At 36.1% G+C, this 13322-nt stretch carries 11 protein-coding genes and 2 tRNA genes; 1 reads left to right on the top strand and 12 read right to left on the bottom strand.

Annotated elements, in window-relative coordinates; translation table 11 throughout:
• Positions 1 to 50: 50 nt before the first annotated feature.
• Positions 51 to 1424 (bottom strand): glutamyl-tRNA reductase, encoded by a 1374-nt coding sequence (gene hemA, locus D8M04_RS01340; protein WP_121520645.1) that lies wholly within the window; start codon positions 1422 to 1424, stop codon positions 51 to 53.
• Between the two features lie 237 nt (positions 1425 to 1661).
• On the opposite strand from hemA, the gene D8M04_RS01335 reads away from it, so the two are divergent.
• Positions 1662 to 2144 (top strand): LiaI-LiaF-like domain-containing protein, encoded by a 483-nt coding sequence (locus D8M04_RS01335; RefSeq protein WP_121520643.1) that lies wholly within the window; start codon positions 1662 to 1664, stop codon positions 2142 to 2144.
• 133 nt (positions 2145 to 2277) lie between these two features.
• Here D8M04_RS01335 and yihA read toward each other — a convergent pair whose 3' ends face one another.
• From yihA to D8M04_RS01280, 11 genes are all read right to left on the bottom strand, one after another.
• Entirely contained in the window at positions 2278 to 2859 is a 582-nt protein-coding gene (yihA, locus tag D8M04_RS01330; protein WP_121520641.1) for a ribosome biogenesis GTP-binding protein YihA/YsxC, read from the bottom strand.
• Positions 2860 to 2863: 4 nt separating this feature from the next.
• Positions 2864 to 5179 carry an endopeptidase La gene (lon, locus tag D8M04_RS01325; RefSeq protein WP_121520639.1) on the bottom strand — a complete coding sequence of 772 codons (2316 nt, stop codon included), beginning with the start codon at positions 5177 to 5179 and terminating at the stop codon, positions 2864 to 2866.
• A 248-nt stretch (positions 5180 to 5427) separates the two neighbouring features.
• Positions 5428 to 6705 carry an ATP-dependent protease ATP-binding subunit ClpX gene (clpX, locus tag D8M04_RS01320; RefSeq protein ID WP_121520637.1) on the bottom strand — a complete coding sequence of 426 codons (1278 nt, stop codon included), beginning with the start codon at positions 6703 to 6705 and terminating at the stop codon, positions 5428 to 5430.
• A gap of 432 nt (positions 6706 to 7137) precedes the next feature.
• A complete protein-coding gene (gene tig / locus D8M04_RS01315; RefSeq protein WP_121520635.1) occupies positions 7138 to 8424 on the bottom strand; it encodes a trigger factor in 1287 nt (428 codons plus the stop codon).
• Between the two features lie 174 nt (positions 8425 to 8598).
• Complete coding sequence (locus D8M04_RS01310; protein WP_121520633.1) at positions 8599 to 9579, bottom strand: tetratricopeptide repeat protein; 981 nt, start codon at positions 9577 to 9579, stop codon at positions 8599 to 8601.
• A gap of 111 nt (positions 9580 to 9690) precedes the next feature.
• Positions 9691 to 9764: transfer RNA gene (locus D8M04_RS01305), tRNA-Arg, on the bottom strand.
• A 4-nt stretch (positions 9765 to 9768) separates the two neighbouring features.
• Positions 9769 to 9842 (bottom strand) — tRNA-Gly (locus D8M04_RS01300).
• 227 nt (positions 9843 to 10069) lie between these two features.
• Complete coding sequence (locus tag D8M04_RS01295) at positions 10070 to 10588, bottom strand: metallophosphoesterase family protein (RefSeq protein WP_121520631.1); 519 nt, start codon at positions 10586 to 10588, stop codon at positions 10070 to 10072.
• A gap of 3 nt (positions 10589 to 10591) precedes the next feature.
• The gene (locus D8M04_RS01290; RefSeq protein ID WP_121520629.1) at positions 10592 to 11176 is read right to left on the bottom strand and encodes an XTP/dITP diphosphatase; all 585 of its coding nucleotides are present in this window, start codon (positions 11174 to 11176) and stop codon (positions 10592 to 10594) included.
• 24 nt (positions 11177 to 11200) lie between these two features.
• Entirely contained in the window at positions 11201 to 11947 is a 747-nt protein-coding gene (gene rph / locus D8M04_RS01285) for a ribonuclease PH (RefSeq protein WP_121520627.1), read from the bottom strand.
• Between the two features lie 237 nt (positions 11948 to 12184).
• The gene (locus tag D8M04_RS01280; RefSeq protein ID WP_121520625.1) at positions 12185 to 13261 is read right to left on the bottom strand and encodes a GerMN domain-containing protein; all 1077 of its coding nucleotides are present in this window, start codon (positions 13259 to 13261) and stop codon (positions 12185 to 12187) included.
• Between the last annotated feature and the right edge of the window lie 61 nt (positions 13262 to 13322).

Genomic DNA, 13322 nt, shown 5'->3' with positions numbered 1-13322 from the left:
GAAAAGTAAAAAACCAGAAAGCGACTGCCTTCTGGTTTTTCACTTCCGCTTTAGACACTTGATATTTTCTCTAGACGTGGTAGTGTTACAAATTCATTTTGACTTAATTTCATTAATGTAGCGTCTTTTTTAGCTTGTTTTTCAAACTCGGCTCTCACTTCAGTCTCGATACCAAATATATCAACAAAAAGCTGTAAAGCGTGTTCTGCATGATCACTGCCAGCTAGTTCTTTAGCCTGAGTAATTGGCTCTTTCAGTAACTGATTAATAATACTCTTCGTATGCTTGTTCAGTACCTTTTTCTCCCGTGCAGTTAAATCTGGCATTTTTCTTTCAATACTTTTCATTGTTTCTTCTTGAATTAGTGCAGCTTTATGCCTTAGTGCCGAAATTACAGGTACAACTCCAAGTGTTTTTAACCATTCTTTAAAGGTTACAATTTCACTTTCTAGCAGTAACTCAATTTCCTCTGCAGCCGCTTTTCGGGATGCGAGGTTGTCGTCCACAATACCTTGTAAATCATCTATGTCATATAGATATACTCCATTCAAATAACGTATTTCTGGATCGATATCTCGTGGAACAGCAATATCAACGAGAACTAATGGACGTTGCTTTCTTCGTTCTTGTATTTCTTCAATCAATTCTTTAGAGATAACAATAGAGGATGATGCCGTAGAGCTGATTAATATATCTGCATCCAATAATACATCTGATAAATTCTCAAAAGGTTCTGCCTTTGCATGAAATTGCGCTGCAAGCATTTCCGCCTTTTCCAGAGTTCGATTTATAACGGTTACCCTTGATGCTCCGGAGCCATGAAGATTCTTGGCTGCAAGCTCTCCCATTTTTCCTGCTCCCAGTATTGCTACATGCTTATTATTAAGGTTGCCGAAGACATTTTTTGCCAGCTCTACTGCAGCGTAGCTTATCGATACAGCGTGTTCACCGATTCCTGTTTCTTTATGTGCACGTTTCCCGAATGTGATAGCTTGTTTAAATAATTCATTAAAAATAGTCCCTGTGGTGTTCGCCTTTTGTGATAATAGAAATGCTTGTTTAACTTGTCCAAGTATTTGTGTTTCCCCTAATACCATCGAATCCAGCCCTGTTGAAACTCGAAATAGATGCTCTAAAGCACCGTCGTCTTCCGTGATTTTTAAATAGGGAGTTAACTCTTCTTTTTCAATGTTAAACCAATCTGCTAAAAATTTTTTAATATAATATCGCCCTGTATGCACCTGATCTACGACTGCGAAAATCTCTGTACGGTTACATGTAGAGATAATCACATTTTCCAAGATGCTTTTTTGCTTTTTCAACTCTACAATTGCATCCCGTAAATGATCTTCTGAAAAGGTTACTTTCTCCCTAATATCTACAGGGGCTGTCTTATAATTTAAACCAACTGTTAAAATATGCAATTTATCCTACCCCCAACAAAACGATGCAGTTGATATTACTATAATAATTATTAAAAAGGATTAAATATAAAAATATATAGTTCCATTATAACATGATAAACTTAACACCATCTTAACAAATGTGAACAGAATAAAACAATTTATGGTATAAAGGCGTAATCATATTAACTCGAATGTACTTTATCATATAATATAGTAGGAAGCAAGGAATCGAAATAGATATAAAGGGATGATAGCTTGAAAAAACAAAATACTTTATTCGCCTATTTACTAATAGGAATTGGACTGTATTTTCTTCTGAAACAACTCCAATTTCCAATCTTGACTAATTTTTACTCATGGCAGAGTTTGCTGATTATCATTGGTTTAGCTTTCCTCATTCATAGCTTTTCTTCTAAACATTATCAGAATCTGTTTACCGGAACATTATTGTTGGGGTTAGGCATACATTTTCACGGATTGGCTCATTATGGTTTCTGGATTGACCATTGGGCTTCTTATACCCTAATTATTGGTATTGCTTTTTTAGTCAGGGCTTGGAAAACAAAGCAAGGCTTTCTAATGGGTTTCTTATTTACTATTCTTAGTATCATCTTTATTTTCTCATCTAGGCTGTCCATTTATTTTTACTGGCTAGATGATGTTGTTGGTATATTGGAGATGGCGTGGCCAATTCTGTTAATCGTTGTAGGCATCTTCTTTCTTTTTAAACGAAAATAAAAGATAACAATATTATGTCCAACTTTTAATTAGAAAAACTAGTCGTTTTTTGAATTGATAAATCTGTACTTATAATAAGAACGCTCAAGAAAGGGATATACATAACCCTATCTTGAGCGAAGATTCATTTATTCTAAATATATTGCTTTATATAACCCCATGCTTCATCTTTTCCTTCAGCTGTTTCAGAGGAAAAAGGTAAGATAACATCATCTTTAGACATTTGCAATGTGTCTTTGGTTCGTTTGATATGCTTTGCTCTTTTACTCTTCGGCACTTTATCGAGCTTTGTAGCCACTACCATCACAGGCAACTCATAATGTTTAAGAAATTCGTACATTTGGATATCATCCCTGGTTGGTTCATGACGGATGTCTGTAATCAATAATACTGTTCTGAGAGTATCTCTTGTTTGAAAATACTCTTCCATCATGGTACCCCATTTTTCTCTTTCTTTTTTAGACACTTTAGCATAACCGTATCCAGGAACATCCACGAAATAAAACATATTATTAATCTTATAGAAATTCAATGTTTGTGTCTTACCTGGTTTAGAGGAGGTACGTGCTAAATTCTTTCGGTTAATCAATTTATTAATAAAGGAGGACTTTCCCACATTGGAACGTCCAGCTAAAGCGATTTCCGGCAGGCCTTCACTTGGATATTGTTTCTGGCTAACTGCACTGATCACTATCTCTGCATCTGTTACTTTCATTATTTCATTCCCCCACTAAGGCATGTTTTAGTACCTGATCCAAATGACCTACAGGAATAAAGGTTAGTTCCTCACGAACACTTTCAGGTATATTTTCTAAATCCTTCTTATTCTCTTCAGGAATGATAATCGTCTTTAAGCCAGCACGATGAGCACCTAGTGACTTCTCCTTTAAACCACCAATTGGTAACACTCTTCCCCGAAGTGTAATCTCTCCTGTCATACCCACTTCTTTTCTCACTGCTTTTCCTGACAAGGCTGAAACGAGAGCCGTCGCCATGGTGATTCCTGCAGATGGTCCATCCTTTGGTGTTGCCCCTTCTGGCACGTGAATATGGATATCATACTTCTCATAGAAATCAGGAGCAATTCCTAATTCCTTTGCTCTAGAGCGAATATAGCTAAATGCTGCTTGAGCAGATTCTTGCATTACATCACCCAGCTTACCGGTAAGGGTTAACTTTCCTTTGCCAGGAAAATGGCTAACTTCAATCGTCAGGATGTCTCCACCAACAGCAGTATAAGCTAGGCCAGTTGCAGCACCTACTTGATCCTCCTGTTCTATTAAACCGTAACGATAAACAGGCTTTCCTAATAGCTCTTCTATGCTTTTTTCCGTAATAACAACGCGCTTCTTCTCTTCAGAAATGATAATCTTAGCTGTTTTCCTGCATAACTTTGCAATTTGTCTTTCTAAACCTCTGACACCAGCTTCTCTAGTATACCTGCGAATAAGCTTAAATAAAGCCTCATCACGAATTTGCATATCACCCTTCTTTAAACCATTTTCCCGTCTTTGCTTTGGTAGTAAATGTTCTTTGGCAATATGCAGTTTTTCCAGTTCTGTATATCCTGCTATTGAAATAATTTCCATACGATCCAACAGTGGACCTGGTATTGTATTCACACTATTCGCTGTTGCTATGAACAGAACGTTAGATAAATCATAGGGTTCTTCAATAAAATGATCACTAAAATTATGATTCTGCTCTGGATCTAAAACTTCCAGCATCGCAGCTGATGGATCTCCTCGGAAGTCATTAGACATTTTATCAATTTCATCAAGTAGAAACACAGGATTGATGGTTCCTGCTTTCTTCATCCCTTGAATAATTCTACCTGGCATTGCACCGATATATGTTCTTCGATGTCCTCTAATTTCGGCCTCATCCCGAACTCCACCCAATGATATTCGAACAAAGTTACGATTAACAGATGCCGCAATAGATTTGGCTAAAGAGGTTTTTCCGACACCGGGAGGACCTACTAGACAAAGTATTGGTCCTTTTAGTGAATTCGTTAGTTTCTGAACGGCTAAGTACTCTAATATACGTTCTTTTACTTTTTCTAAACCATAGTGATCCTTGTTTAAAACCTTCTCAGCGTTGTTGATGTTAATAGTATCTTGTGATTTCTTAGTCCAAGGCAATGCCAATAACCAATCAATATAATTGCGAATAATCGAACTTTCCCCTGAGCTTTGAGGAACCTTTTCATATCTTGCAACTTCCTTTAGTGCAATCTCCATAATATGCTCAGGCATATCTGATTGTTCGATTTTCTCTCTTAGATCTTCAACCTCTCCTGTTTTGCCATCCTTGTCTCCAAGTTCTTTCTGGATAGCCTTTAATTGTTCTCTGAGATAGTATTCTTTTTGTGTCTTCTCCATAGAGGTTTTTACGCGCTGTCCTATTTTCTTCTCTAAATCCAGCACTTTTTTCTCATTGGATATAAGCCGAATTAACATTTGCATTCTTTTTGGGACCTGTTTAATCTCAAGAATATCCTGTTTTTCTTTTACTTTTAAAGCTAAATGAGATGCGATTATATCAGCCAATCTTCCTGGTTCCTCTATATCAACTACCGTTGCCAATGTTTCCTTCGTCACTTTGCTCGATAACTTTATGTATTGTTCAAACTGTGTTAATAAAGAGCGCATTAACGCTTCTTCCTCATGAACTTCTCCATGAATTTCATCTAACTCAGTAATTTCTACTATAAATTCTTCATCTGTCTCAACAAAACGTTGTATTTCTGCACGATACAAACCTTCTACTAATACACGAATCGTACCGTTTGGTAATTTCATCATTTGCTTCACTTCTGCTAAAGTACCAATATGATATATATCATTTGGTTCTGGATCATCTAAACTAACCTTTTTCTGTGCTGACAGAAATATGGTTTGATCTCCCATCATCGCTTTTTCCAATGCTTGAATAGATTTGTCTCTACCCACATCTAAATGTAGCACCATAGAAGGAAAAACAAGTAATCCACGTAATGGTAGGAGGGGGACCTGAATGATATCTTTTGTCATTAATATGTAACCTCCATATATGGCTTATAATATTGTCATGTTCTTAAATTTTATAGAAAAATTTTACATTTGTAAACCAATGGCAACTTCCATGCTTAGTATAAACGCTATATTAAAAACTAACCATAAAAAAGACTAGCTTAAAAGGGAAAGCTCTTAAGCTTTACAAAAACCACCCCGCTAAGCTAGTCTAACTTTTAGATTCCGATAAATATTACTCAGTTGGCATACAAAACATCAATGGGTAATTATGCACTTTCCTTAGGATGCTTTTGTATCCCTTCTTGGACAGTTCCGTCATTGAATACCAAGGTTGGGCTGCCATTATCATTTAAAACCGTTTCTTTAGTAATCACACATTTCACAATATCTTCTCTTGATGGTAATTCAAACATCACATCTAGAATGATACCTTCAATAATCGATCTCAGTCCACGTGCACCCGTTTTACGTTCAATTGCTTTTTTCGCAATTTCATTAAGTGCATCCTCTTTAAACTCTAGTTCTACATTATCCATCTCAAATAATTTCTGATATTGCTTCACTAACGCGTTTTTCGGCTTCGTTAAGATTTGGACTAATGCATCTTCATCCAGTGGCGTCAAGCTGCCAATAACTGGAATACGACCGATGAATTCAGGGATAAGCCCATAGCGTAACAAATCTTCTGGTAGAATTTGTGCTAATAACTCACCCATTCCTAAGTCTTCCTGTTTAGAATTTGCTCCAAATCCAATTACTTTTTTGCCAAGACGGCGCTTGATCACTTGATCAATTCCATCGAAAGCTCCTCCAACGATAAATAAGATATTCGTTGTATCAATTTGAATAAATTCTTGGTGTGGGTGTTTGCGTCCACCTTGAGGTGGTACACTTGCAACCGTTCCTTCTAATATTTTAAGTAACGCTTGCTGTACCCCTTCACCTGATACATCGCGAGTAATGGAAGGATTTTCGGATTTACGTGCGACTTTGTCGATTTCATCAATATAGATAATCCCTTTTTCAGCTTTTTCCACATCATAATCTGCAGCCTGAATAAGCTTTAGTAAAATATTTTCTACGTCTTCGCCTACATAACCTGCTTCTGTCAGGGATGTAGCATCTGCCATAGCAAAAGGAACATTGATAATTCGAGCTAAAGTCTGTGCAAGTAATGTTTTTCCGCTACCTGTTGGACCTATCATCGCTATATTACTTTTTGAGATTTCTACGTCGTCATTATTCTTAGGTGTATTAATTCGCTTGTAATGATTATATACTGCTACAGAAAGATTTTTCTTTGCTTTATCTTGTCCGATAACATAATCATCAAGGATATCACAGATTTCTTTTGGTTTAGGTATTTCTTTTAATTCCATCTCATCTTCATTACCAAGCTCTTCTTCCACTATCTCTGTACAGAGTTCAATACATTCATCACATATATAAACGCCTGGACCAGCCACTAACTTCCTTACTTGGTCCTGGCTTTTTCCACAAAAGGAGCATTTTAATTGCCCTTTTTCTTCATTAAATTTAAACATTATTTTCACCCCTACATTTCCTAAACTCTAGGCTAAACTTATAGTCATCATATCAGAACCAAATCAAAAAACAAAACAAAAACTATTATATGTTCCTGTACTTCAAAAAAGAGCCCATCCCCATTGTAAAAAATGAAAATTTTACTTTTTATAATTATTGCTTTCCTTCATTATCTTTTTATTTATGAAAAAGTCAAATCATATTACTTATACTATATGATGGAGATCTAATTTAAGTCGTAAATTCTATAGTACAACTTCAATCAGTAGTGTAATATTGAATCAAACAGAATCCTGAATTGTGAGTATTTCAGCCAATCACATTTTTTGAATAGACTGCTATGTCAAATAATGCTAAAACAAGGTGCGAATAAATCCGCACCTTGTTTTATATGACTTTACTCTAGTGTTGTAAAATATGTGCTCTGGCAATTAGACTGCTTTGCTTTGCTCAGCTAAGAAGTCAATAGCTTTTCTCATTAATAAATCATTCTCAAGCATTTCTGTGTTTCCGCCTAACATAGGTAGCAATTGTTTTGCATCCACACCATACATAGCTGCCATTTGTTCAAGTTCAGCATTAATATCTTCCTCAGATACTTCTAGATTCTCCGCTTTAGCAATTGCTTCAAGAGTTAAATTCGTTTTAACACGTTTTTCAGCATCTTCTTTCATTTGCTCTTTTAGCGCATCTTTATCTTGACCTGCAAATTGAGTATACATTTCCAATGTCATACCTTGCATTTGAAGTTGTTGTTCGAATTCTCTTAGCATTTGGTCTAATTCAGTTTCTACCATAGCTTCAGGAATATTTACTTCTGCATTTTCAGATGCTTTTTCTACTAATTCCTGACGTTTTTGATTTTCAGCATTCTGTTTTCTTTCCGCTTCAAGCTCTTCTTTTTTCTTGTTCTTTAGGTCTGCAAGTGTTTCTGCTTCGTCGTCAACATCTTTAGCAAATTCATCATCAAGCTCTGGTAATTCTTTGAACTTAATTTCATGAATCTTCACTTTGAATGTAGCAACTTTTCCTGCGAGCTCTTCTGCATGGTAATCTTCTGGGAAAGTCACTTCAATTTCTGTTTCTTCTCCAGATTTCTTACCTACTAATTGTTCTTCAAATCCAGGAATGAAAGAACCTGATCCAATCTCTAATGAATGGTTATCACCTTTACCGCCGTCAAATGCTTCTCCATCTAAGAAGCCTTCGAAATCAATAACAACTGTATCTCCGTTTTCAACTTCGCCATCTTCTTTCACCACTAATTCAGCATGACGCTCACGTAAACGATCGATTTCTTTTTCTACATCTTCATCCGTTACTTCAGTAGATTGTTCTTCGACTTCTAGGCCTTTATAGTCACCTAATGTAACTTCAGGCTTCACTTCCACTTCAGCAGTAAAGATAACGTTCTTCCCTTTTTCGATTTGTTCAATATCTACATTTGGCTGTGCAATTGGAAAGATATCTGTTTCATCAATTGCATTACGATATGCATCAGGAAGTAAGATGTCTACTGCATCTTGGTATAGCGCTTCAACTCCAAAGCGTTTTTCGAATAGTCCGCGAGGCATTTTACCTTTACGGAATCCAGGTACTTCAATATCTTTTACCACTTTTTTAAAAGCTTTATCTAATGCTTTATCGAAATCTTCAGCTGGTACTTCAAAGGTAAGTACCCCTTTATTTCCTTCTTGTTTTTCCCATTTAGCTGACATATTAATTCCCTCCAAAATCTATTCTATCCATTATGTACTTTAAATAATGAGTTTTTACTTGTTCAAATTTGCAACCATCTTATTATATCATAATTTATATAGCTTTCAAGCATTTCTAATAAAGCGATACTCTGCTTGTCGGCCAACAGATTCATTACCGGCCAAGTATGCTCTTTATGCTTCGATTATACTCAAGTACAGCGATTCGCACAACATAATCTCTTGTTTATACTTATCTGATAAAGCCTCTTCCGTGGAATCACTATCAATCTTAAGATTCAGGTAATCATTTCCAATTGAAACTAATGCGTTTGCGATATGTATATATTCTTCTTTCTCCGGCAGTATCGGATAAATAACATATGTATAACGATATAAGAGTTCTTTCAATAATTGATAAAAAGTGGGATTTTTTTCTTCAAAACGTTTTATTATATTTAATGTTTCAGACATCATTTGGTTATCATTAATATCTTCCACTTCATCAGGAAATACCGTTACTTCTTTTCCTTGCTTACTTATCTGAACCTCACTGTTCCAATTCTCTTCTCTAAGCCACTGGAAGATTGCTGTTTTAGTCACTGGGTGGACTTCATCATTACAAAGCAACAAGGATATCTCGGCTGTTGGCTTTGCTTTTACTTTTCTAAGGTCTTCAACTGCCCTCCACTGTTCCTGGTAACGATGGGCTTCAATTAATTCAAATAATTCACGATAGAATTTATCTTGTTTGTCGTAATCGATATCTATACGCATTTTTTCACTAATATCGTATAATTGTTTAAATTGCTCTCGCTGCAGTTTCGGAATCTCATCATTTTCAAATTCGTATTCAATTTGTTCCATCAACAGCTCGTATTGGTTTGTTTGAAAAAGAATAGTCAAATAGATATGTACGTAATGATAATAGTGATTACCCTTTTGTTGCATTAGTTCTTCACACAGTGACTGTGCTTCATTAAACCGCCCTAGTTCCATTAAACAAATTAATTTACCAGTTACAATCTCGTGATCATCTACTTGGTAAGCTATTAGTTTATCTAGTTTAACTAAAGCTTTATCATATTGTTTATCTTTTAGTGCCTGTAAGCTTTCTTCCTCTAATTTCTTTTTCCATTTAGGAAATAAAATAAGATTATCGTGTTCCGTGTACATATATTCACCCTCTCTACCATTATAAATTTATATGTACTAAATATACATACCCTAAAAACGAGAAAATAAACAAAAAAAGAAACCCATCGTTATCTAGGTTTCTTTTGATTACGTCCCAGGAGAGATTCGAACTCCCGACCCACAGCTTAGAAGGCTGTTGCTCTATCCAGCTGAGCTACTGGGACATATTGGAGCGGGTGATGGGAATCGAACCCACGACATCAGCTTGGAAGGCTGAGGTTATACCATTTAACTACACCCGCGTATAATATATGTTCTCGGTATACGTAATTTAGAACAATTAACCAACAGAGTTAGTTTTAGGAAATATCAAAACAAACCGTATATTTTTTTCTAATTCTAGTCGTTTAATGTTCTGGTTGTATTCGCTGTTTTAACGGACAAATAATATTATATGATACAAATTATACTTTTGTCAATAACCTATAAAATATTTGTAAAAGCTAGGCAAATTTTTATTTGCCTAGCTTCAGCTATTCCATTTAACTTGTTTAGAAAGTGGCTCTACTATTTCTCCTTGCGTCGAATAAAATGTAATATGAATGTCTTCCTTCATTTCCCATTCTAAAATTGCATAAGTAGCCTCTGGTCTATTTCTAGGCAAACGGACACTACCGGGATTTAAAAATAGCCTATTACCAATTTTCTCAGCTCCTGCAATATGTGTATGCCCAAAACAAATGATGGAAGCACCAACTTCTTCTGCTCTGTACGATAATCTTAATAAGTTTGTTTTCACTTGATGGAGGTGCCCATGTGTTATATAGAAACGGATATCCCCAATCTCCAGTACTTGATCTTCAGGATAATCCGGATCAAAATCACAATTCCCTCCAACTTTATAGATACCGTCTAATTCCGGAGCATTAAAATCCAACTCTGAATCTCCACAATGTATGATTGCATCAAAAGTATGTCTTTGTTTAATTTCTAATAATTCTTTTTTTAAACCATGACTATCACTCATAATCAGAACTTTATATTTCATTCATTACACCCTGCCCTGTAATTTACTGATAGCATTACTTCGGTGACTTATGCTGTTCTTCTCTTCAGAAGATAACTCCGCCATTGTTCTTGTCTCATTTTCAGGAATAAAAATAGGATCATATCCAAACCCATTGCTTCCTCTTTCTTCAAAAGCGATGGAACCTTCGCAAGTTCCCTTATAGAAGTCCGTCTTCTCTCCTGGTCTTGCAATTGCTAACACACAAACAAATCTAGCTGTTCGCTTTCCCTCAGGAACATCGATTAGTTCTTCTAAAACCTTCTTAATATTCGCTTTATCATCCTTGTCTTCCCCAGCATATCTTGCAGAATATACTCCTGGGCGTCCGTCCAGTGCATCTATCACCAAACCAGAATCGTCTGCTAAAACAGGAATCTGCAAGAGTTCTGCAATCGTTTCGGCCTTTAGTGCTGCGTTTTCTTCAAAAGTAACCCCTGTTTCTTCTACATCAGGTAACTCCTGCACTATGTCTAATAACGATAAAGCCTCCATACCCTTTTTAAGGTATAGTTCTTTAAATTCCTTCGCTTTCCCTTGATTCTTCGTTGCGATAATTATTTTTTTCATATAATTATACCTCTTATATTATTTCTATTTCGTTTCACCAATACGATTCGCTAAATCACCAAGAACTTCACGCTGTATACCAAATATGTCCTCAATGCCTTCTGTTGCTAGCATGAGCATGGTCTTCAACTGGTCTATTCGAAATGTTGCTTCTTCTCCTGTCCCTTGAATTTCCACGAACTCGCCAGCACCCGTCATGACAATATTCATATCGACATTTGCTTCTGAATCCTCTTTATAGTTCAAATCTAATATTTCCGTATCATCAGACAAAATCCCAACCGAGGTTGCAGCTAAAAATTCTTTAACAGGCATTCTCTTAATGGCTTTTGTTTCTAACAACTTTCCAAATGCTAATACCATTGCAACAAAAGCCCCTGTAATGGATGCTGTCCTTGTTCCCCCATCCGCTTGAATAACATCACAATCAATCCAGATTGTTCTTTCTCCAAATTTCTCAAGATCTACTACAGAACGCAAAGCTCTGCCAATTAAACGCTGAATTTCCATCGTTCTTCCGCTTACTTTCCCTTTTGATGATTCTCTAATATTTCGTTGCTCTGTTGCTCTTGGTAACATCGAATACTCAGCAGTAATCCAACCTTTTCCTTGTCCACGCATGAATGGAGGAACACGATCTTCAATGCTGGCATTGCAAATCACCTTTGTTTCTCCAACGGTAATTAAAACAGATCCTTCTGGATGACTTATATAGTTAGGAATTATTTTAATAGGTCTTAATTGATTATTATATCGCTGGTCGTTTCTCATATGTAAAAATCCTCCTCTATCTTAACCAATAGCATACCATATTTTACCCTAAAGAAACACGACAAACCAGTTCATATTCAAATGAAGTATTACGGATTAAACTGTAAAAACTTGGCTAAACGCCAAGTTTTTTACAGTTTATCCTAATTTAATAATAATTTATCTTTCCCAGTATTAAAAATGACATTCTGGTCAACTATCTCATTGCTTTGATATGCTTACACTACATGAGAAAGGTTATAATTTTTCACTTGGTAAATAAGTTTGTTTTGTTACGGGCTCAGTATAAGCCTCCCCGTTTTCACTAACCAATTGCTCGACATTTTCCACTTTGATATCAACCGCTTTGACCCCTTCTTGCTCTGTTAGTGTTCGGACAAGCGTTTCCATCACTTCATCTGCAATTACTGCTTTTTCTTCATCCATTAAGATCCCTTGATTGAAAACCATTTCCAGTACGCCATCATTAATGGTTGGCTCTTCAGTCAATAAGGCGTTTTCGTTAAATACATGCACAACGTTTGTTTGATACCCAGGTCCGTCCATTAAAGCTTGAACGATAGATTGATATACATTATCTTCACTCGTTTCAACATACTGTGTAACAGGTATATAGTATCTGCTCTCATTATGCTCCGCAGGGTAATACATGGTAACAGGTTGGCTATCGATAAGATCTACTGCTCCGGTTTCAACAACATTTATTCCATTTGTTCTAGTGTACCCTTGCCCTATCGGTGTACCATTAACTGGCATTTCTTCTTGCGGATGGCCATTTATCCATAATTGAACCCTTTTCACATTGTCAAACTGCGTCAACGTATGTGTGATAGCTTCCAATATTTTTACTTCCTGAGAAGCTTCATAACCTTTAAATTCTTCAGAGACATCAACAATAACTGTTCCATCCTCTTTTAAATTTACTCCGAGAATTTCAGTTCCTGCAGGTAAAACCGCTTGGAACCCATTTGGTAAAACAGAGGTCACAGGTCCATCAATAACTAGGTATTCTAACACTTGTGCAGCTACTTCTTTTGAATCTAACTGAGGCAAATCAATTGTTTGTGAAGCTACCATTCCATTTTTATCTAATAAATACAATTCTCTAGGTACCATCTCAGCAGCTTCTTCTGCACCTTCCTTATTTACTTCCTCCGCTTCCTCTGAAGTTGCACCTTCTAAATTATCTACTGCCTCTGCATCTTGAGGCTGTTCTGTTTCTTGATTCTGACTTGATTGTTCCCCTTGAAAGCAACCAGTTAACATTAAAGAAAAAACGATCGATCCAGTTAATAGATAGACTTTTCTTTTCATGACTATACCTCCTACGATGGTTTGTACTATTATGTATACGAGCCTTCTGTAAAAATAGACC

Source organism: Oceanobacillus piezotolerans, from assembly GCF_003665065.1.
Lineage (GTDB): Bacteria > Bacillota > Bacilli > Bacillales > Amphibacillaceae > Oceanobacillus > Oceanobacillus piezotolerans.
The sequence above is the reverse complement of the archived record's forward strand: the minus strand, read 5'-3'. Positions and strand labels throughout refer to the sequence as shown.

Bases quoted from the DNA above. Each gene is read 5' to 3' on its own strand.
- yihA (WP_121520641.1), bottom strand. From the start codon at position 2,859: ATGAAAGTAACAGATGCAGAGATAGTGATCAGTGCAGTTAGCCAGAAA.
- lon (WP_121520639.1), bottom strand. From the start codon at position 5,179: ATGACAAAAGATATCATTCAGGTCCCCCTCCTACCATTACGTGGATTA.
- clpX (WP_121520637.1), bottom strand. From the start codon at position 6,705: ATGTTTAAATTTAATGAAGAAAAAGGGCAATTAAAATGCTCCTTTTGT.
- tig (WP_121520635.1), bottom strand. From the start codon at position 8,424: ATGTCAGCTAAATGGGAAAAACAAGAAGGAAATAAAGGGGTACTTACC.
- D8M04_RS01310 (WP_121520633.1), bottom strand. From the start codon at position 9,579: ATGTACACGGAACACGATAATCTTATTTTATTTCCTAAATGGAAAAAG.
- D8M04_RS01295 (WP_121520631.1), bottom strand. From the start codon at position 10,588: ATGAAATATAAAGTTCTGATTATGAGTGATAGTCATGGTTTAAAAAAA.
- D8M04_RS01290 (WP_121520629.1), bottom strand. From the start codon at position 11,176: ATGAAAAAAATAATTATCGCAACGAAGAATCAAGGGAAAGCGAAGGAA.
- rph (WP_121520627.1), bottom strand. From the start codon at position 11,947: ATGAGAAACGACCAGCGATATAATAATCAATTAAGACCTATTAAAATA.
- D8M04_RS01280 (WP_121520625.1), bottom strand. From the start codon at position 13,261: ATGAAAAGAAAAGTCTATCTATTAACTGGATCGATCGTTTTTTCTTTA.